At 66.8% G+C, this 18,926-nt stretch carries 17 protein-coding genes; 11 read left to right on the top strand and 6 right to left on the bottom strand.

Annotated features, from left to right (window positions below; translation table 11 throughout):
• Position 1 precedes the first annotated feature (1 nt).
• Together ACZ5CM_RS10965 and ACZ5CM_RS10960 are read right to left on the bottom strand one after the other, a co-directional pair.
• Positions 2–535 carry a TadE/TadG family type IV pilus assembly protein gene (locus tag ACZ5CM_RS10965; RefSeq protein ID WP_464638647.1) on the bottom strand — a complete coding sequence of 178 codons (534 nt, stop codon included), beginning with the start codon at positions 533–535 and terminating at the stop codon, positions 2–4.
• The gene (locus ACZ5CM_RS10960) at positions 532–2,352 is read right to left on the bottom strand and encodes a pilus assembly protein TadG-related protein (RefSeq protein WP_464638645.1); all 1,821 of its coding nucleotides are present in this window, start codon (positions 2,350–2,352) and stop codon (positions 532–534) included. Before ACZ5CM_RS10960 ends, ACZ5CM_RS10965 begins: the two co-directional genes overlap by 4 nt.
• Before the next feature lie 343 nt (positions 2,353–2,695).
• Here ACZ5CM_RS10960 and ACZ5CM_RS10955 point away from each other — a divergent pair, with 343 nt between their 5' ends.
• The 8 genes from ACZ5CM_RS10955 (at position 2,696) to ACZ5CM_RS10920 (ending at position 12,710) form a co-directional block, all read left to right on the top strand.
• Entirely contained in the window at positions 2,696–4,126 is a 1,431-nt protein-coding gene (locus tag ACZ5CM_RS10955; protein WP_464638643.1) for a Glu/Leu/Phe/Val family dehydrogenase, read from the top strand.
• A 212-nt stretch (positions 4,127–4,338) separates the two neighbouring features.
• Positions 4,339–4,743, top strand: a complete 405-nt coding sequence (locus ACZ5CM_RS10950) for a TadE/TadG family type IV pilus assembly protein (protein WP_464638641.1) — start codon at positions 4,339–4,341, stop codon at positions 4,741–4,743.
• Position 4,744: 1 nt separating this feature from the next.
• Positions 4,745–7,186 (top strand): Tad domain-containing protein, encoded by a 2,442-nt coding sequence (locus ACZ5CM_RS10945; protein WP_464638639.1) that lies wholly within the window; start codon positions 4,745–4,747, stop codon positions 7,184–7,186.
• A 127-nt stretch (positions 7,187–7,313) separates the two neighbouring features.
• Positions 7,314–8,567 (top strand): sarcosine oxidase subunit beta family protein, encoded by a 1,254-nt coding sequence (locus ACZ5CM_RS10940; protein WP_464638637.1) that lies wholly within the window; start codon positions 7,314–7,316, stop codon positions 8,565–8,567.
• 65 nt (positions 8,568–8,632) lie between these two features.
• The gene (locus ACZ5CM_RS10935) at positions 8,633–8,896 is read left to right on the top strand and encodes a sarcosine oxidase subunit delta (RefSeq protein WP_464638635.1); all 264 of its coding nucleotides are present in this window, start codon (positions 8,633–8,635) and stop codon (positions 8,894–8,896) included.
• Positions 8,893–11,826: a sarcosine oxidase subunit alpha family protein gene (locus tag ACZ5CM_RS10930; RefSeq protein WP_464638633.1), complete on the top strand. Its 2,934-nt coding sequence runs from the start codon at positions 8,893–8,895 to the stop codon at positions 11,824–11,826. The genes ACZ5CM_RS10935 and ACZ5CM_RS10930 overlap by 4 nt, the downstream gene beginning before the upstream one ends.
• Positions 11,819–12,364 (top strand): sarcosine oxidase subunit gamma, encoded by a 546-nt coding sequence (locus tag ACZ5CM_RS10925; protein WP_464638631.1) that lies wholly within the window; start codon positions 11,819–11,821, stop codon positions 12,362–12,364. The genes ACZ5CM_RS10930 and ACZ5CM_RS10925 overlap by 8 nt, the downstream gene beginning before the upstream one ends.
• A 37-nt stretch (positions 12,365–12,401) precedes the next feature.
• Positions 12,402–12,710: a hypothetical protein gene (locus ACZ5CM_RS10920; protein WP_464638629.1), complete on the top strand. Its 309-nt coding sequence runs from the start codon at positions 12,402–12,404 to the stop codon at positions 12,708–12,710.
• A gap of 57 nt (positions 12,711–12,767) precedes the next feature.
• On the opposite strand, the gene ACZ5CM_RS10915 is transcribed toward ACZ5CM_RS10920, so the two are convergent.
• From ACZ5CM_RS10915 to ACZ5CM_RS10900, 4 genes are all read right to left on the bottom strand, one after another.
• A complete protein-coding gene (locus ACZ5CM_RS10915) occupies positions 12,768–13,616 on the bottom strand; it encodes an arginyltransferase (RefSeq protein ID WP_464638627.1) in 849 nt (282 codons plus the stop codon).
• Between the two features lie 72 nt (positions 13,617–13,688).
• Positions 13,689–14,120: an RDD family protein gene (locus ACZ5CM_RS10910; protein WP_464638625.1), complete on the bottom strand. Its 432-nt coding sequence runs from the start codon at positions 14,118–14,120 to the stop codon at positions 13,689–13,691.
• A 98-nt stretch (positions 14,121–14,218) separates the two neighbouring features.
• Entirely contained in the window at positions 14,219–14,686 is a 468-nt protein-coding gene (locus ACZ5CM_RS10905) for a DUF2852 domain-containing protein (protein WP_464638623.1), read from the bottom strand.
• Between the two features lie 238 nt (positions 14,687–14,924).
• A complete protein-coding gene (locus ACZ5CM_RS10900; RefSeq protein ID WP_464638621.1) occupies positions 14,925–15,392 on the bottom strand; it encodes a YbaK/EbsC family protein in 468 nt (155 codons plus the stop codon).
• 49 nt (positions 15,393–15,441) lie between these two features.
• Here ACZ5CM_RS10900 and ACZ5CM_RS10895 point away from each other — a divergent pair, with 49 nt between their 5' ends.
• The 3 genes from ACZ5CM_RS10895 to ACZ5CM_RS10885 are packed head-to-tail and all read left to right on the top strand — an operon-like array spanning position 15,442 to position 18,923.
• Complete coding sequence (locus tag ACZ5CM_RS10895; RefSeq protein ID WP_464638619.1) at positions 15,442–15,828, top strand: DUF4440 domain-containing protein; 387 nt, start codon at positions 15,442–15,444, stop codon at positions 15,826–15,828.
• Between the two features lie 31 nt (positions 15,829–15,859).
• Positions 15,860–18,655 (top strand): [protein-PII] uridylyltransferase family protein, encoded by a 2,796-nt coding sequence (locus ACZ5CM_RS10890; protein WP_464638617.1) that lies wholly within the window; start codon positions 15,860–15,862, stop codon positions 18,653–18,655.
• A complete protein-coding gene (locus ACZ5CM_RS10885) occupies positions 18,645–18,923 on the top strand; it encodes a hypothetical protein (RefSeq protein ID WP_464638615.1) in 279 nt (92 codons plus the stop codon). The genes ACZ5CM_RS10890 and ACZ5CM_RS10885 overlap by 11 nt, the downstream gene beginning before the upstream one ends.
• The last annotated feature ends 3 nt before the right edge of the window (positions 18,924–18,926 follow it).

Raw genomic sequence — 18,926 nt, 5'->3', positions numbered from 1 at the left:
TCTATCTCGGTTCCTGAACGAAGGCGCTGGTGGTGATCAGGGCGTATTGTCCGTCGGGGCCCCTGGCCAGCGCCCGGCCGAGGCCGGTGGTGGGAAAGATCGGGTCGATCATGGCGCAGGCGCGCAGGATCATCAGGTCGTTCTCGGCCCCGTTCACGAAGCTGCGCACGGGGGCCACCTCTTCGGCGCGGTTGATGCAGTCGGGTTCGTCGCTGATCCCGCCCCATGCGCGGGGATCGACCCGGACCATCTCCAGCCGCAGGGTGCTTTTGCAGTTGGCGATGAAACCGGCGCGCTCGCATATCTGATCGCGGATCTCGTCGTGCTGGGGGGCGGTGCCGGTGCCGAGACGGATGTCGCGCACGGTGATGTCCATGGCGCGTTCCAGCATCGCCTGCTGGAGCGTGACGAAGCCCAGTTCTACCCCTGAGAGCATCACGGTGAGCACCGCCGGGAAGACGATCACGAACTCGATCGTGGCCGAGCCGGACTGGTCGTTGCGGAACCGCAGAAGGCGTCCGAGCAGCCGCTTCATTGCGTCAGCCTCAGCTTGCGGATCGACGAGGCGATGGAGCGGAACGCGTCGGCGATCTCGAGCCCCCGTACGTCGAAGAAGTGACTGTCCGAGCTGGCGCAGTCGCGCAGCACCGCCTTGCCCCGTTCCGGGGCCTCGAAGCCGATGGTGAAGACGATGGTGCCGTTGGCCTTGGCCGCGTTGCAGATGGATCGGGTGCGCGCGTCCTTGGTACTGTAGGGAACGTAGCTGCGCACCGCGTAGTACCAGTCGTTCCAGGCGCGGCTGCTGCCCATCCACGGGCTGTAGAATCTCTCTACCACCCGGCGCATGGTGGTGTAGGCCCACAGGTCGGGGTAGCTCAGAACCCTGGCCTGGCCGGGTTCGTTCACGGTCACGGTGGTCCTGACCGTCCTGTAGCGCCGGCATGAGCCGTTGCGGCGGTAGGACCGGCAGACCCGCTCGGTCCGGGTTTCCTCATAGGTGCCGTTGCCATAGGCGTGGTCGCGCCAGGTGCCATTGAAGGGCCAGTAGAACATCGGTTCGTCGTAGATGCCGTCGCGGTCGCGGTCGTCATCGTCAAGCCCGGTATAGACCGAGTATTTCCTTTCTTCGGCGTTCCACCAGATGTTGGATTCGCCGCTGCGGTAGCCGTTGTTGATGTAGTACTGGCTGGTATTCTGGCCATCGGTCATCAGGACGATCACCTTGAGCGTGGTGCCGGCGTCGTAATCCGTGGGACGGTCGGCGAAGGCGGGGGATACCTTGCCGGCACCGATCAGGCCTCCGACGACGCCCCGCAGGCTGGGATCGAGAAGCGCCGCGCCCCATTTCATGCCCACGTCGATCGAGGTATTGCCGCGCGCCCAGAGGTTGTCGATATAGGACTTGAGCGTGGCGCGGTCCTTCGACAGGGGCAGGATTTCGCGGTTGGGCATCGCTTCGCAGACCGGCAGCGAGCTGTCATAGCCGCGGTCCATCCCGATCAACTCCATGGGCGAGCTGCCGCGCCCGTCGAACCGGTACCAGGGATCGAAATGCATTGTCCGTTGCAGCGGGGCGGCGGGATTGATTGCGGCGCTGCGGAAATCGGCCGATGCGAAGTTGACGCAGTTGGAGTAGCTGTGCTCGGCCGAGACGTTGAACTGCGAGATCATCTCGTCGGGCAGGCTCACCTGCGTGGCATAGGGGATGATCGAGATCGACAGGTTCCCGTCCGGGGAATTGTCGATCATGGTATCGACGAAATCCTTGGCGGCGATCTTGAGGTTGCGCAGGCGCCGGTTCCAGTTCATCGAACCCGACACGTCGAGCACCAGGGAGATCTCGACCCCGTCGATGCGTTCCTCGGCGGTCGTCGCGGCCGGGGCGCGCAGCACGTCAACCCCGGTCATCTGCATGAACTGCGTGGGTACGTCGATCGCTGCCGTGGCCGAAACCGTGCGATAGCCCAGCCCTTCGTCGATGGTCAGGCCGGTGAGGTAGTCGGCCAGCCCTGCCTTGCGGAGGTAGTCGAGCACCACGTCGCGCGGCGGGAGCGGCTGGTCCAGGTCGGCCGCGGCCAGGGCGGCGCGATCCAGCGTGTATTGCAGCGTGGCCCGGTCGCGCTCGAAGCGCATCAGGTCGATCCCGACACCCGCGACCATCAGGATGATCAGGAAGGCGAAGATGCCGAAGACCAGAAGGGTGCCTTCCTCGTCGCGCGAGAAGTCGGCCAGGCGGCCAATCCGGCCGTTGCGATGCCGGGTGCGGCTCCGGCCCCGCGGGACGGCGCCGCTCGGGTCGCCGTCATGCCCGGAAAAGGGCCCGGAAAACAGGGACTGGGCGGGGCGCGACATGAATTTCCTCGTCAATAACCTCATGTAAACCGGCAGGCTGGCAGGGTGAGCCGGCGCACATGATTCAGGGAAAGGGATGGCAGGTCTTCGTGGCGATATGGTGGCGGAATTCGACCGCTTTCCCGGCTTGCGGCAGGGGACGCGCGACAGTCCGGTTCTGCGCCCTGCGGTTGTTTCGGAATTGGAGAAAATGAAACGAATGTTTATGCCCTCGTCAGAGTGGGAAACAAAAGTGTCGCACCGTCGGAAATCCGGCCACTTCGCGCTTGAACAGGTCGGGACGGAGCGCCAATAAGCGGGTGCGGCGAGTCGCCGCAGCGAGTGATGCCGATGGAGGGCGCTGATGCCACCGAGGAACGAACCCAGCTTTCGCGAGAGCGTGGATCTGATGTTCAACAGGGCTGCGGCCCTGATGGATCTGCCCCCCGGTCTGGAGGAGAAGATCCGGGTCTGCAACGCCACCTACACGGTACGTTTCGGCGTCCGCCTGCGCGGCCAGATCCAGACCTTCGTCGGCTATCGCTCGGTCCACTCCGAGCACATGGAACCGGTCAAGGGCGGCATCCGCTATGCGCTGTCGGTCAATCAGGACGAGGTCGAGGCGCTGGCGGCGCTGATGACCTACAAATGCGCCCTGGTCGAGGCCCCGTTCGGGGGCTCCAAGGGGGGCTTGTGCATCGACCCGCGCCAGTATGACGAATACGAACTGGAGATGATTACCCGCCGCTTCGCCTATGAGCTGGCCAAGCGCGACCTCATCAACCCGGCCCAGAACGTGCCCGCCCCCGACATGGGCACGGGCGAGCGCGAGATGGCCTGGATCGCCGACCAGTATGCGCGCATGAACACCACCGACATCAATGCCCGCGCCTGCGTGACGGGCAAGCCGCTCAATGCCGGCGGCATCGCCGGTCGGGTCGAGGCCACCGGGCGCGGGGTGCAATACGCGCTGCGCGAATTCTTCCGCCATCCCCATGACGCGGCCAAGGCGGGGCTTTCGGGCAAGCTCGACGGCAAGCGGGTCATCGTTCAGGGTCTGGGCAATGTGGGGTATCACGCCGCGAAGTTTCTTTCGGAAGAGGACGGCGCGCGCATCACCGGCATCATCGAGCGCGACGGCGCGTTGTTCGACCCGGACGGGCTGGACGTGGAGGCGGTGCACAACTGGATCGTCCATCACGGCGGGGTGACCGGCTATCCGGATGCGCTGCATACCGCCGAGGGCGCCGCTGTGCTTGAAGAGGAGTGCGACATCCTCATCCCGGCGGCGATGGAAGGGGTGATCAACCTCACCAATGCAGCCCGGATCAGGGCGCCGCTGATCATCGAGGCGGCCAACGGGCCGATCACGGCCGGCGCCGACGAGATCCTGCGCGACAAGGGCACCGTCATCATTCCCGACATGTATGCCAATGCCGGCGGCGTCACCGTGTCCTATTTCGAATGGGTCAAGAATCTCAGCCATATCCGTTTCGGCCGGATGCAGCGCCGCCAGGAAGAGGCCCGGCACGAAGCGCTGGTGGCCGAGCTGGAGCGGCTGGACCGCTATCTTGGCGATGCCTGGTCGCTGCGTCCCGATTTCAAGGCGAAATACCTGCGCGGCGCGGATGAGCTGGAGCTGGTGCGCTCGGGGCTGGATGACACCATGCGCATTGCCTACCAGTCGATGAGCGAGGTCTGGAACGACCGGGCCGATGTTCAGGACCTGCGCACGGCGGCCTATCTCGTCTCGATCGACAGGGTGGCGAAAAGCTATCGCGCCAAGGGCCTCTGAGGCCGGGAAAACGACGGTTGCGGATGCGGGGCGCGGAGCGGGCCGGGGGCCTGCTCCGCCCCGTCGCATTGTATCTGTTCCGGCAACGGTGCCGGGGAAATGTATCCGTACCCTGCACCTTTTGTCTCAATCCTGCCATCTTTGCGCCCGGCTTCCGACCGGCTTGAGGGAGTAACGTCCCGAAGGTTGAGAGCAGCCAGTCGGAGGGTGTCATGAAGAAAGCCGGAGGTTTCCTCAAACGGTTCGCCCGTGAAGAGGACGGAAGCCAGACGATCGAAGCCATCATCTGGATGCCGATATTCGTGACGGTTCTGGCCCTGGTCATCAACGTCTCCCTCGTGTTCTTCGACCAGTCGCAGATGCTGCGGGTGGTTCAGGACGCCAACCGGGCGTTGTCGATGGGGATGTTCAAGTCCGACACGGATGTCGAGAAATACGTTCTGGAGAACCTTGCCTACATGTCGGATTCGATCGAGGCGGACGCCACCGTTGCCGACGGTTTCGTGACCACCACGGTCACGGTGCCGGCGCTCGACCTGATGCCGGTCAAGATCCTCGGCGGCTATTTCTCGGACACCAAGGTGACGGTGGTCGCCAAGCACCTTCTGGAGGTATGAGATGTCAAGCATCGGTCGATCCGGCGTGAGCCTGCGCAATTTCGTGGCGGACGAGGGCGGTGCGAGCACCATCCTCGCTCTTTACTTTTTCCTGATTTCGGCGGTGGTTGCCGGTCTGGCCATCGATTTCAACAAGCTGATGGCCGAACGCACACGGTTGCAGGTGACGGTGGATTCGGTTGCCCACGCCGCACTTCAGCTTCGGCAGTCGGAATCGCCCGATGCGGCCCGGCGCGAAGCCATGAAGATCACCGAGGCGATGCTGCCACCCGACCGCTACGGCAAGGCATTGCGCGAATCCGACATCGTGTTCGGCCGCTGGGATGCTGACACCGCGACCTTCATCGCCGACGAGAATTCCAAGGAGGCGGTCCGCGTCATCGCCGCCGAGAACGAAGCCCGCGGCAATCCGATCGACAATCTTCTTCTGCACATGGTCGGTATCGATTCCTTCGATGCCGTCCGCGATGCCGTATTCAAGACCCGCACCGACCCCTGCTATGTCGAAGGCATTCTTGCCGAAGGCGACATCCGGGTGAAATACGATCCCTGGTCGGATGACGAGGAGTCCGACGACAGTTCCGACGCGGAGGACGATTCCGACAAGGAGAGCAAGGACAAGTCCGAGGACGATTCCGACAAGGAGAAGAAGGACAAGTCCGAGGACGACTCCGACAAGGAGAGCAAGGACAAGTCGGAGGACGACTCCGACAAGGAGAAGAAGGACAAGTCGGAGGACGATTCCGACAAGGAGAAGAAGGACAAGTCGGAGGACGATTCCGACAAGGAGAAGAAGGACAAGTCCGAGGACGACTCCGACAAGGAGAGCAAGGACAAGTCGGAGGACGATTCCGACAAGGAGAAGAAGGACAAGTCCGAGGACGACTCCGACAAGGAGAAGAAGGACAAGTCGGAGGACGATTCCGACAAGGAGAAGAAGGACAAGTCCGAGGACGATTCCGACAAGGACAAGAAGGACAAGTCCGAGGACGACTCCGACAAGGAGAGCAAGGACAAGTCCGAGGACGACTCCGACAAGGAGAGCAAGGACAAGTCGGAGGACGATTCCGACAAGGAGAGCAAGGACAAGTCGGAGGACGATTCCGACAAGGAGAAGAAGGACAAGTCCGAGGACGATTCCGACAAGGACAAGAAGGACAAGTCCGAGGACGACTCCGACAAGGAGAAGAAGGACAAGTCCGAGGACGACTCCGACAAGGAGAAGAAGGACAAGTCGGAGGACGACTCCGACAAGGAGAAGAAGGACAAGTCCGAGGACGACTCCGACAAGGAGAAGAAGGACAAGTCGGAGGACGATTCCGACAAGGAGAAGAAGGACAAGTCGGAGGACGATTCCGACAAGGAGAAGAAGGACAAGTCCGAGGACGACTCCGACAAGGAGAGCAAGGACAAGTCGGAGGACGATTCCGACAAGGAGAAGAAGGACAAGTCCGAGGACGACTCCGACAAGGAGAAGAAGGACAAGTCGGAGGACGATTCCGACAAGGACAAGAAGGACAAGTCCGAGGACGACTCCGACAAGGAGAGCAAGGACAAGTCGGAGGACGATTCCGACAAGGAGAAGAAGGACAAGTCCGAGGACGACTCCGACAAGGAGAGCAAGGACAAGTCGGAGGACGATTCCGACAAGGAGAAGAAGGACAAGTCCGAGGACGATTCCGACAAGGAGAAGTCGGAGGATGACGGCGCGGAAGACAACACCGACCAGGCTGACGACTCCGGTTCGGATGACGGCACCGATGACGATCCCGAATTCGTCTGGGACGACACCCTGCCCGATGTCGATTTCAATCCCGATACCTGTGTGAAGGACAACCAGTATGTCGCCCTGCTGCACAAGGATCGCGTGCCGACGGTCATCGAGAATCTCGAGGATGTCACCGGCGACAACCTGCCGGACTACATCAACATCATGGTGCCGACCAAGATCGTGGCCGAAGAGATCGAACCCGAAGATCTACGCGAAGGTGCCGTCAACATCGTCGCCTGCAATGGAAACAAGCAGATCAAGCTGCGCACGGGCGACTATCGAAACGTGGTGATCGTGACCGACTGCCGGGTGAAGTTCGACAACAAGGTGACGCTCGAGAACGTGATCGTGGCAACGACCTCCACGGCGTCCAACTCGATGATCGCTGCCGCCGACCTGCGCATCGGCCGTGACGACAACTGCGCCGAGGGCGGCAGCGCGGTGCTGATCACCGAAGGCGGTTTCCACGCCGCCGCGCGGATGCGGATCTATGGCGGCCAGATCATTGCCGGCGGCGATATCCGCTTTGCCGCCAAGGCCAAGGGCTTCGACGGGGCCTCGCTGATCGCCGGCGGCGACATCAAGGGCGTCGGCGAGATCGAGCTGGGCACCTGTAGCGGCGAAGGCATGGACGACAACGTGACCATGGTGCAGGCGTTCATGGTGGATTGACGCAATGGCCCGGAAAATTGTCGCGGCCTGACCCAATCCTGTCGAAAAGCGGATGGGCAGCGCGCCGGGCCATTGCCACTCTCACGCAGACTTGGTTTGATCCGGCCGGGCGAGCAGGGAGTGCGCCATGCGATTTTCGGGGTTTCGCGTCTTCCGGGAGGGCCTGACCGGAAACCGGGGCTGGGGGCCGCAATGGCGGGATCCGGCCCCGAAACCGTCCTACGACATCGTGATCATCGGCGGCGGCGGGCACGGGCTTGCCACCGCCTGGTATCTCGCCCGCGATCACGGGATCACCGATGTTGCGGTGCTGGAAAGGGCGGAGCTGGGCAGCGGCAATGTGGGCCGTAACACGACCATCGTTCGCGCCAACTACTTTCTTCCGGGCAATTCCGAGTTCTACTCGCACGCGCTGAAGCTGTGGGAAGGGCTGGAGGCGGATCTCAACTACAACGTGATGCATTCGCAGCGCGGGCTGATCAACCTGTTCCACACCGATGCACAGCGCGACGCCTTCGCCCGGCGCGGCAATGCGATGATCAACCAGGGCGACGATGCGATCCTGCTGGACCGCGAGGGGGTGCGCCGGCTGGTGCCGTGGCTGGATTTCGACAACGGGCGGTTCCCGATCCTCGGCGGGCTCTACCACCCGCGCGGCGGGACGGCGCGGCACGATGCGGTGGCCTGGGGTTATGCGCGCGCGGCGGACCGGCGCGGGGTGGACCTGATCCGGAACTGCGAGGTGACGGGCATCGACACGCGAAACGGCCGCGTGACCGGCGTGCAGACCACGCGCGGGGCAATCCGGGCAAGGAAGGTCGCCATCGTCGTGGCCGGGCGGTCCAGCCAGGTGGCGGCGATGGCGGGGATGCGTCTGCCGATCGAATCCCATGTGCTGCAGGCTTTCGTCACCGAGGGACTCAAGCCCGCGATCGACCATGTCATCACCTTCGGCATGGGGCATTTCTACATCAGCCAGTCGGACAAGGGCGGGCTGGTCTTCGGGGGCGACCTGGACATGTATGCCTCTTATGCCGCGCGGGGCAACCTGCCGACGGTGGAACATGTGATGGAGGCGGGCATGACGCTGATGCCGATGATCGGCAAGGCGCGGGTGCTGCGCAGCTGGGGCGGGATCATGGACATGACGCCCGACGGCTCTCCCATCATCGATCGGACGGGGGTCGAGGGGCTCTATCTCAATTGCGGCTGGTGCTATGGCGGGTTCAAGGCGGTGCCGGCCTCGGGCCGGTGTTTCGCCCACCTTCTGGCGACCGACCGCCATCATGAGGCGGCCACGGGGTTCCGGCTCGACCGGTTCCGCACCGGGTACGGGATCATGGACGAGGAAGGCACCGGCGCACAGCACAACCTGCACTGACGATGCCGGCGGGAGGGTTCGGACATGGATGAGGTTTTCGGCGGCCGGATCGCGGGGGGCGGGGCATGAGGATCACCTGCCCGCTCTGCGGCGAACGCGACCGGCGCGAATTCTGGTACAGGGGGGCGGCCGTGGCGCTGGAGCGGCCGGCGCCGGATGCGGGCGAGGAGGCATGGGACGACCATGTTCACCTGCGCGAGAACCCCGCCGGGGTGACGCGGGACCTGTGGCTCCATGAAGGCGGCTGCGGGGCGTGGCTGGTGGTCACGCGCGATACCGTCACCCATGAGGTGATCGCCACCGCCCTGGTCGGGGAGGGGCGGGGATGAGGCTTTCGGGCAGGGGCTTGCTGGGGGCCGCGCGGATCGTTCCCTTCACCTTCGACGGGACGCGATACGAGGGGTTCGAGGGCGACACGCTGGCTTCGGCCCTGCTGGCCAACGGCGTGCGGCTGGTGGGGCGGTCCTTCAAGTATCACCGCCCGCGCGGCATCCTGACGGCGGGCAGCGAGGAGCCCAACGCGCTGGTGACCGTGGGCCGCGGCCCGGGGCAGGAGCCGAACCTGCGCGCCACCGTGCAGGAGATCTTCGACGGGCTGGAGGCGTACAGCCAGAACCGGTGGCCATCGCTGGATTTCGATCTGCTCGCGGTGAACGATCTTGCCGCGCCCTTCCTCGGAGCGGGTTTCTACTACAAGACCTTCATGTGGCCCCGGTCCTTCTGGGAGAAGGTCTATGAACCGCTGATCCGGCGTGCGGCGGGGCTGGGCCGGCTGTCGCGGGATCCCGGTTCGGACCGTTACGAAAAGACCTACGCCTTCTGCGATGTTCTGGTGATCGGGGCGGGGCCGGCCGGGCTCATGGCGGCGCTGACGGCGGGGCGCGCCGGCGCCGAGGTGATCCTGGCGGACGAGGATTTCCGCATGGGCGGCAGGCTTCTGGCCGAAACCGGCGAGGTGGACGGCCGCCCCGGCCATGCCTGGGCGGGCGGGGTTCTGGATGAACTTGCCGCCATGGACAACGTGCGGCTGATGCCGCGGACCTGCGTTTTCGGCGCCTACGATCAGGGCACCTATGGCGCGCTCGAGCGGGTCGGACGGCACCGGCGCCGGTCGGGGTCCGCCCTGCCGCTGGAATGTTTCTGGCGGATCGTGGCCAAACGCGCGGTGCTGGCGACGGGGGCGCTGGAACGGCCGGTGGCGTTTCGCAACAACGACCGCCCCGGGATCATGCTTGCCGGCGCCGTGCGGGCCTATCTGAACCGCTGGGGCGTGGCGCCGGGACAGCGCGTGGCGGTCTTCGGCAACAATGACGACGCCCACCACACGGCGCGCGACCTGCTGGCGGCCGGGGTGCATGTGGCCGGGGTGATCGACAGCCGGCACGATGCGCCCCAGTCGCGGGATTTCCCCGTCTGGCGCGGGGCGGTGGTCTGCGACAGCGCCGGGCGCAAGGGGCTGGAGAGCATCACCATTCGCAGCGCGCGCGGGACCGAGAAGCTGCAGACCGATTGCCTGGGGATGTCCGGGGGGTGGAACCCGACGGTACACCTGAGCTGCCACATGAACGGCCGTCCCGTCTGGCGGCGCGACATCGCCGCCTTCGTGCCCGCCCCCGGCGCCGTGCCGGGGCTCGAGGCGGCGGGCGCGGCCAATGGCGCCTTTTCCACTGCCGCCTGCCTGCGCGAAGGGGCCGAGGCCGGGGCGCGGGCGGCCGGGGCGCTGGGATACCGCGTGCCGGCAACCGACCTGCCCGAGGCCGAGGACGACCCTTTCCGCATCGCGCCGCTGTGGGTCGTGCCGGGGCGGGGACGGGCGTGGCTGGATTTTCTCAACGACGTGACGGTAAAGGACGTGAAGCTGGCCGCACAGGAGAATTTCCGCTCGGTCGAGCACATGAAGCGCTATACCACGCAGGGCATGGCCCCCGATCAGGGGAAGAATTCCAACGTCGTCGCACTGGCGGTTCTGGCCGACGCCACCGGGCGGTCGATCCCCGAGACGGGAACCACCACCTTCCGTCCGCCCTTCTCTCCGGTGTCGATCGCGGCGCTGGGCGCGGGCGGCCGGGGCAGGGGATTTGCGCCCGAGCGGCTCACGACCAGCCACGCCGCCAGCACCGAGCGCGCCGCGCCGATGGTCGAGGCCGGGCTGTGGTACCGCCCGAGCCACTTTCCCAGGCCGGGCGAGACCGGCTGGCGCCAGTCCTGCGACCGCGAGGTGACGATGGTGCGCCAGTGCGTGGGCGTGTGCGACGTCTCGACGCTGGGCAAGATCGACCTGCAGGGACCCGATGTGGGGGCGTTCCTGGATCTCGTCTATGCGAACAGGTTCAGCACGCTGAAGGTCGGGCGGGTACGATACGGCCTGATGCTGCGCGAGGACGGCTTCGCGATGGACGACGGCACCACCGCGCGTCTGGCCGAGAACCACTGGCTGATGACCACCACCACGGCGGCGGCGGGCGAGGTGATGCGGCATCTGGAATTCGTCCACCAGGCGCTGCGTCCGGATCTGGACCTGCGCCTTGCCTCGGTGACCGAGCAATGGGCGCAGTTCGCCGTGGCCGGGCCTAAATCGCGCGAGCTGCTGAACGGGCTTCTGGACGCGCCGGTGGATGATGCCACATGGCCCTTCATGGCCTGTGGCGCGGTGTCGGTGCTGGGGGTCGAGGGGCGGCTGTTCCGCATATCCTTCTCGGGCGAGCGCGGCTACGAGATCGCGGTGCCGGCGCGCTACGGCGACAGCCTGTTCCGCGAGCTCGCGGCACGGGCCGAGGCGATGGGCGGCGGGCTTTACGGCATGGAGGCGCTCAACGTCCTGCGGATCGAGAAAGGGTTCATCACCCATGCCGAGATTGACGGGCGCACCACGGCCTTCGACCTCGGGATGGCGCGCATGATGTCGCGGGACAAGGATTTCATCGGCAGCACCATGTCGCGGCGGCCCGGTCTGACCGACCCCGGCCGGGCGCGGCTGATCGGGCTCAGGCCCGTCGGCGCGATCCGGCAGATCACCGCCGGGGCGTATCTTTTCCGCCGCAGGGACGAGCCGGTGCGCGGAAACGAGCAGGGCCACGTGTCCTCGGTCGCCTTTTCGCCGACGCTGGGGCACATGATCGGCCTGGGCTTTCTGCAGCGCGGGCCCGAGCGGGTCGGGGAAACCGTGCGGCTGGTCGATCACCTGCGTGGAATCGATACGCTGTGCGAGGTGACGGCACCGGTATTCTTCGACCCGGAGGGAGGGCGCGCCCGTGGCTGAACTGATTGCCGTTACCCCCTGCAAGGGGCTGCTGCCGCCCGTCATCGGCGGGGTCTCCCTGACCGAGGAACTGCCCGGTGCGATGACCCTCGTGGCACCGTTTCGCGGCCGGGAAAGGGCGCTGTCCGAGGCGATGAAGGCTGCCCATGGCATGACCTTTCCGGCGCCGAACCGGGCCACCGGAAAGGCCGGCGCGCGGGCGGTCTGGTTCGGGCGGGCGGCGGCAATGCTGATGGGGCCGGTGCCCGATCCGTCGCTTGGCGCTCATGCGGCGCTTGCGGATCAGTCCGATGCCTGGGCGGTGCTGCGGCTCGAAGGCGAACGCGCCGAGGCGGTGCTGGCCCGGCTGGTGCCGGTGGAGCTGCGGGCGGGCGTCTTTCGCCGCGGCCACACGGCGCGAACCCTGATCGGGCACATGCCGGGTTCGGTCACGCGGATCGGGGTGCGGGCCTTCCAGGTCATGGTCTGGCGCTCGGTGGCGCGCAGCCTCGTGCACGAACTGAAAACCGCCATGGAAGCCGTGGCTGCGCGCGGTTAAGCTTTTGTCGGAGCAAACCACTGCGGAGTGCGATACCATGAAGCGATTGATCGTTGCCCTTCTGGCCGTTTCGGTGGCCCTCCCCCTTCGTGCGCAGGAAGACGAGAAGGAGCAGGACTGCCGCTATCAGGCCCAGGTGGTCGCGGCGGTGCAGAAGGCCCGGCTCGAGGGCGTGCGCGAACGCGACCTGGCCGATGCCATTGCCCGGACCGGGCCCGACTGGCCGGAACGCTACAACAACGCGATCCCGATTTTTGCCGGCGCGGTCTATCAGCTCGAGGAGAGCGAATTGCGCAAGATCGACCTGGCCGCGCAGTGGATGGACATGTGCATGCAGCAGCAATAGGCCGCCGGCCCTGTCTGTGCCCCCTTCCGGCCTCTGTGAGCCCCCCGTGAGACCCCGTCAGACCCCCGTCAGACCCTGTCGGCGGCGGCCGTGGGTCGGGCGGCGGTCGGGCAGGCGCAGGCTGGCCACCTGTTCGGCGATCGGCGGTACCGACAGCGGGTGGGTGGTGGCCTCGTGGCGCGAGGGGTCGGTCATCGGCTGCCACGCCCCGTCGCGGTAGACTTCCAGCCCGGAAAAGCCTGCCTTGTAGCCCATTTTCGGGCTGCCGGGCACCCAGTAGCCCAGGTAGACATGGGGAAGGCCGGCCTCGCGCGCGATCTCGACATGGTCGAGGATCATGTAGGTGCCCAGCGAATCCTGCGGCCGGTCGGGGGTGTAGAAGGAATAGACCATGCTCACCCCGTCCTTCAGCACGTCGGTCAGGCTGACGGCGACCAGCTCGTCGGTATCGGGATCGGTATACTCGATCACCCGGCTGCGGATCGGGGTTTCCTCGATCATGGCGGCGAATTCGAACACGTCCATGTCGGCCATGCCGCCATCGGCGTGGCGCGAATCGAGATAGCGGCGGAACAGGTCGTACTGCTCCTCGGTGGCCCAGGGCGAGGTGGCCCGCCGGGTGATGCGGCGGTTGCGCCTGAGCGTGCGCCTTTGCGTCCGCGACGGGCGGAAGCAGGCGACATTGATCCGCGCCGACAGGCAGGCCGCGCAGTCGGCGCAGGACGGGCGGTAGAGCACGTTCTGCGACCGGCGGAAGCCCTGCAGCGAAAGGCTGTCGTTAAGCTGCTCGGCGCCTTCCCCCTGGAGCGAGGTGAACAGCTTGCGCTCCATCCTGCCCTCCAGATAGGGGCAGGGCTGGGGGGCCGTCACATAGAATTGCGGCGCGATCGGCAGCGTGTGGCGCATGTGGTCTTCCCGTTCGTCACCGGCGACGATAGCAACGCATCCCGGACCCGCCAAGGGGGAATTCGCGCCCGTTCAGACGCGGCGATTGAGCATCACCGTGCCGAGGATGGTATCGGTCAGCCCCTGTCCGCGCGCGGTGGTCAGCATCATCACGATCGAGATCACCTGAAGCGGCGAAATCATCATGCTGATGGTATAGCCGGCGGTATGGGCCAGCGCGAGGCCCAGGTCGAGCCGCCGGCCCGCCGCGTCGCGCAGTTCGATCCCGGCAAAGCGCATTCCCCAGGTGGCCGAGCCGGCGGCGATGGTCACCACCCGGTAGCCGAAGCCGACGAGAAAATAGAGAAACACCCAGAAGAAGGCGCCGATGAAGGCGGTCATCACCACCGCCAGCGCCGAAAGCGCAAGGATGATGAAGCTGTCGATGATCCACGCCAGCAGCCGCTTGGCGGGCACCGAGTCATAGAATTCCGGCTGGCGGATGGGGTCGGGAAGGTGGGGCATGGGGAGTCACGGTAAACTGCAAGATCGGCCCCGGCAATCATGTCGGGGCCGACGGATGGGAGGGGGCAGAGCGCCGGCCGGGGCAGGCGCGGGACGCCTCAGAGGGAGGGCGCGCCGTCGCTGTCTTCGCTGCGCCCGGTGTCGGGGCGTTCGGCCTTGCGTTCGCGCTCTGCCATGAACTGGTCGAATTCGGCCTTGTCCTTGGCCTCGCGCAGACGGTCGAGGAAGGCCTCGAAATCCTGCTGTTCGCGCTCCAGCCGGCGCAGCGTGTCGGCCCGGTAGGCGTCGAAGGCCGAGTTGCCGGTGGGCGCCATGATGTCAAAGCTGCGGTGGCTGGAAGGAAGGTTGCGGTAGAAGGATCCGGACATGCGCCTGCTCCAGAGCATGTAGAAGAGAATGGCCAGGCCCACGGGCCAGAAGAACACGAAACCCAGGACCATCGCGGCGATCCAGGCGCCCTTGCCGCGGGCGTCCATCCAGCTTTCAGCCCGCCGGAACCAGCGGGGGCGGGCAAGGTTGGAGACCGGTGAAACGGGGGCGGCGGGAGGGTCGGGAAATGCGGTCATGGCGGCTCTCTCCTTTCGGTGCGAATGTAAATGCCTTTCACATTGCCGATGTCGGCATTGGCCGGGGCCATTGCAAGAGGGAATGTTAAGAATTTTTACATTAGGGCATGTCAGGCTTGATCGGACTCGCTTCGCCCGGGGCGTCCTGCGGCCCGGGCATGCGCCCGCCCGGGCGGTCGCCTGCCCTTCGTCCGTGCAGGGCGTCGAATCCAATCAGACGCGATGTGCCTTGGAAAAATCATTCCGTGAAATCAGCAATTTGCGCGCCGGTGATCCGGGCCAGATCGGCCGGGGAGACGGGAAAGAGGTGGTGCGGCGTGCCGGCGGCGGCCCAGATCTCGGCAAATGCGGTCAGGCGCGGGTCGAGAAAGGCGCGGATCGGGTTGAGGTGGCCGACCGGCGCCACGCCGCCGATGGCGAATCCGGTCTGTGCACGCACCAGTTCCGCGTCGGCCCGGCCCAGCGGCTCGCCCGCCAGCCTGGCGGCCTTGTCCGGATCGACCCGGTTGCCGCCCGCGGTCAGGAACAGGATCGCCTTGCCCGAGCGTTCGCCGCGGAAGATGATCGACTTGACGATCTGGTCCACCTCGCATCCGACCGCACGGGCCGCATCCCGGGCGGTGCGGGCCAGTTCGGTTTCGCGGATGCGCGGCGCCACGCCGGCGGCTTCCAGCGCGGCGCGAACGCGGTTCAGGCTCTTGCTCATGGGGCGTCTCCCGGTTGACACGGTGACTTTTCCCGCGACAGTTGCCGACATGACCGAGAATGACAATCCCGACATGCCGGACCTGGACGGGTTTCTGGCGCTGGAAACCCGGGTTTGGGAGGCGTTGGTGGTGGGCGATGCAGTCGCCGACGCGGCGCTGTTGACTCCCGATTTCCTTGGCGTCTACCCAGATGGCTTCGCCGATCGCGCGGCACATGCGGCACAGCTGAGCGATGGCCCGTCGATACGCCGCTTCGGATTGGATCGGGCGCGGTTGCGGCCGCTCGGACCCGATCGCGCGCTGCTGTGCTATCGCGCGCGCTATGTGCGGGCCGGATCGGAGCGGGAGGAGGAGATGTATGTCTCCTCGCTGTGGGAGCGTCGGGGGCGTGGCTGGCGCAACAGCTTCTCCCAGGACACCCCCGCCGCCGATTGACCCCGCCCGGCGTGCACCGCATGGTCGGGCCATGACGCTTGCCGACCGGATCACCCGCCTTCCCCGCGCCTTCGATCCCGATCTGGGGGCCGGGGCCCGCGCCGCCGTGCCCGCCCTGTCGGGCGATCTTGCCCTGCTGGTCGCGGGCGCGGGCGGCTCCAGCCCCTATCTGAACGAACTGATCCGGGCCGAGGCCGCATGGCTGCCCGAGGCGCTCGACGATCCCGAGGCTGCGCTTGCCGCGCTGAGGGACGCGGCGGCAGCGCTGGCGCCGGACCGGCTCCGGCCGGGGCTGAGGGTGGCAAAGCGGCGGCTGGCGCTGCTGGTGGCGCTGGCCGATCTTGCCGGGGCCTGGCCGCTGGAGCAGGTGACCGGGGCGCTGACGGATTTTGCCGATCTGGCTGTGGATCTGGCGCTGAAGGCCGAGATCGCGGCGCTGATCCGCCGCCGCAAGCTGCCCGGCATGGGCGAGGAGGACATCGCCGACGCGGCGGGCCTCGCCGTGCTGGCCATGGGCAAGATGGGGGCGGGGGAGCTCAACTATTCCTCGGACATCGACCTGATCTTCCTTTTCGACGAAACCCGCTATGACCCCACGGACTGGCACGAGGCGCGTGCGGCGCTGGTGCGGGCCACCCGCCGCGCCTGCGCGACGCTGAGCGACAAGACCGCCGAAGGCTATGTTTTCCGCACCGATCTGCGCCTGCGTCCCGACCCCGCGGTCACGCCGGTCTGCATGTCCATGGCCGCGGCCGAAACCTATTACGAAAGCCTCGGCCGCACATGGGAGCGCGCCGCCTATATCAAGGCGCGGGCCTGCGCCGGCGACGTGACGGCGGGGGAGCGGTTTCTCGAAACCCTGCGCCCCTTCGTCTGGCGCCGGCACCTCGATTTCGCCGCCATCCAGGACGCCCACGACATGCGCCTGCGCATCCGCGAGAGCAAGGGAACCGGCGGGCCGATCACTATTCCCGGCCACGACCTGAAGCTGGGCCGCGGCGGCATCCGCGAGATCGAGTTCTTCACCCAGACCCGGCAGCTCATCGCCGGCGGGCGCGACCCGGAGCTGCGGGTGCGCGGCACGGTCGAGGGGCTGACGGTGCTGGCCCGCAAGGACTGGGTGCCGCTGGACGTGGCGGAAACCCTGGCCGATCACTACCGCGCCCTGCGCGAGGCCGAACACCGCATCCAGATGGTGCACGACGCGCAGACCCACAAGATGCCGGCAAGCCGCGACGGGATGGAGCGGATCGCCTGCCTGATGGGGACCGACATCGCCCGGCTGCGTGCCGATCTGACCCGCCGCCTGAACGAGGTGCACGAACTGACCGAGGGCTTCTTCGCCCCCGATGCCGCTCCGCGGGAGGCGCCGCCCCTGCCCGAGGGGGTGGACGAGACGATCCTGGCCCGCTGGCCCTCCTACCCGGCCTTGCGTTCGCCGCGGGCGGCGCAGCTTTTCGAGACGCGGATCAAGCCCGAGCTTCTTGCGCGGCTGGCCCGCACCGCCCGTCCGGCCGAGGCGCTGGTGGCGCTGGACGGCTTCCTGGCCGGGCTGCCGGCGGGGGTGCAGCTGTTTTCCCTGTTCGAGGCCAACCCGCATCTGATCGACCTGCTGGTGGACATCGTCGGCACCTCGCCGTCGCTTGCGGCCTATCTTGCGCGCAATTCGGCGGTGTTCGACGCGGTGATCGGCGGCGACTTCTTTTCCGACTGGCCGGGGCGGGATGCGCTGGTCGCGGATCTGGCCGCGGCTCTGGCGGGCGAGTCGGATTACGAACGCCAGCTCGACGCCGCCCGGCGCTGGGCACGCGAGTGGCGCTTTCGCATCGGCGTGCACCACCTGCGCGGGCTGATCGACGGGCGTGCGGCGGCGGCGCAATATACCGATCTGGCCGAGGCGGTGATCTCGGCGCTTCTGCCTGTGGTTACTGCCCGGTTCGCCCGCCGCCACGGGCCGCCGCCCGGTCGCGGGCTGGCGGTTCTGGGCATGGGCTCGCTGGGGGCGGGGCAGCTGACGGCGACGTCGGACCTGGACGTGATCGTGATCTACGACCCGCAGGGGCAGGAGAGTTCGGACGGGCCGAAACCGCTGGCGGCGCGCCAGTATTTCGCGCGGCTGACACAGGCGCTGATCACCGCGCTGACCGCGCCGACCGCCGAGGGGCGGCTCTACGAGGTGGACATGCGGCTGCGCCCCTCGGGCACGCAGGGGCCGGTGGCCACCAGCCTGGCCAGCTTCACCGACTATCAGCGCAACGCCGCCTGGGTGTGGGAGCACCTGGCGCTGACGCGGGCGCGGGTGGTGGCCGGGGATCCGGGGCTTGGCGGCGATATCGAGAACTTCCGCCGCGCGCTTCTGGCCGGGGCGCATGACCGCGACCGGGTGCTGCGCGAAGTGGTGAAGATGCGCGCCCGCATTGCCGCGGCGAAATCGCCGGCGGGGCTGTGGGATGCCAAGACCGGCCCCGGCCGGGTGCAGGACATCGAGCTTCTGGCGCAGGCCGGGGCGCTGCTGTCGGGCTCGCCCCGGCGCTCGGTCGCCAGCGGCCTTGACGGCGCGGTGGCAAGCGCCATTCTGGGGGCTGCGGATGCGGCCTGGCTGCGGCAAAGCTACGATCTGTTCTGGAACATGCACGTGGCGACGCGACTGATTTCGGGCAAGGTGATCGATGCCGCGCAGATCGGCGAAGGGGGGGCGGCGTTCCTGTGCCGCGCGACCGGGTTCGAGGACCTCCCGGCCTTGCGCGCGGCGCTGGAAGAGCGTTATGTGCGCGCCGCCGCCATCATTGCCGCGGCCCTGCCGCCGGAGGACGAGGATGAAGGGTGATCCGAAATTCGACCCCAAGGGGCTGATCCGCGAATCCTACCGGATCGAGGGCATCTCCGATGCCGAATGCCGCTCCATCTTCCTCGACTGGGCAATCAGCCTGCCCGACGGAACCGTGACCGACCGGGCATTGCAGGTTCTGCTGGCGCGCCACGGCAAGGATGCCCCCGACCACCCGATGACGCGGGTGATGCGCGAGGGGCTGACCAGGATGGCCACGCCGCGCCGGCGCGGGGGCTGGCGCGCGCGCCAGCGCCGAAAGATCTGACCC

The organism is Piezobacter thermophilus (assembly GCF_055386745.1).
Note: the sequence above shows the minus strand (reverse complement) of the source record. Positions and strands in the feature narration are given on the sequence as shown.

Bases quoted from the DNA above. Each gene is read 5' to 3' on its own strand.
- ACZ5CM_RS10900 (WP_464638621.1), bottom strand. From the start codon at position 15,392: ATGAGCAAGAGCCTGAACCGCGTTCGCGCCGCGCTGGAAGCCGCCGGC.
- ACZ5CM_RS10950 (WP_464638641.1), top strand. From the start codon at position 4,339: ATGAAGAAAGCCGGAGGTTTCCTCAAACGGTTCGCCCGTGAAGAGGAC.
- ACZ5CM_RS10920 (WP_464638629.1), top strand. From the start codon at position 12,402: ATGAAGCGATTGATCGTTGCCCTTCTGGCCGTTTCGGTGGCCCTCCCC.
- ACZ5CM_RS10930 (WP_464638633.1), top strand. From the start codon at position 8,893: ATGAGGCTTTCGGGCAGGGGCTTGCTGGGGGCCGCGCGGATCGTTCCC.
- ACZ5CM_RS10905 (WP_464638623.1), bottom strand. From the start codon at position 14,686: ATGACCGCATTTCCCGACCCTCCCGCCGCCCCCGTTTCACCGGTCTCC.
- ACZ5CM_RS10960 (WP_464638645.1), bottom strand. From the start codon at position 2,352: ATGTCGCGCCCCGCCCAGTCCCTGTTTTCCGGGCCCTTTTCCGGGCAT.
- ACZ5CM_RS10940 (WP_464638637.1), top strand. From the start codon at position 7,314: ATGCGATTTTCGGGGTTTCGCGTCTTCCGGGAGGGCCTGACCGGAAAC.
- ACZ5CM_RS10935 (WP_464638635.1), top strand. From the start codon at position 8,633: ATGAGGATCACCTGCCCGCTCTGCGGCGAACGCGACCGGCGCGAATTC.
- ACZ5CM_RS10885 (WP_464638615.1), top strand. From the start codon at position 18,645: ATGAAGGGTGATCCGAAATTCGACCCCAAGGGGCTGATCCGCGAATCC.
- ACZ5CM_RS10895 (WP_464638619.1), top strand. From the start codon at position 15,442: ATGACCGAGAATGACAATCCCGACATGCCGGACCTGGACGGGTTTCTG.
- ACZ5CM_RS10955 (WP_464638643.1), top strand. From the start codon at position 2,696: ATGCCACCGAGGAACGAACCCAGCTTTCGCGAGAGCGTGGATCTGATG.
- ACZ5CM_RS10910 (WP_464638625.1), bottom strand. From the start codon at position 14,120: ATGCCCCACCTTCCCGACCCCATCCGCCAGCCGGAATTCTATGACTCG.
- ACZ5CM_RS10965 (WP_464638647.1), bottom strand. From the start codon at position 535: ATGAAGCGGCTGCTCGGACGCCTTCTGCGGTTCCGCAACGACCAGTCC.
- ACZ5CM_RS10915 (WP_464638627.1), bottom strand. From the start codon at position 13,616: ATGCGCCACACGCTGCCGATCGCGCCGCAATTCTATGTGACGGCCCCC.
- ACZ5CM_RS10890 (WP_464638617.1), top strand. From the start codon at position 15,860: ATGACGCTTGCCGACCGGATCACCCGCCTTCCCCGCGCCTTCGATCCC.
- ACZ5CM_RS10945 (WP_464638639.1), top strand. From the start codon at position 4,745: ATGTCAAGCATCGGTCGATCCGGCGTGAGCCTGCGCAATTTCGTGGCG.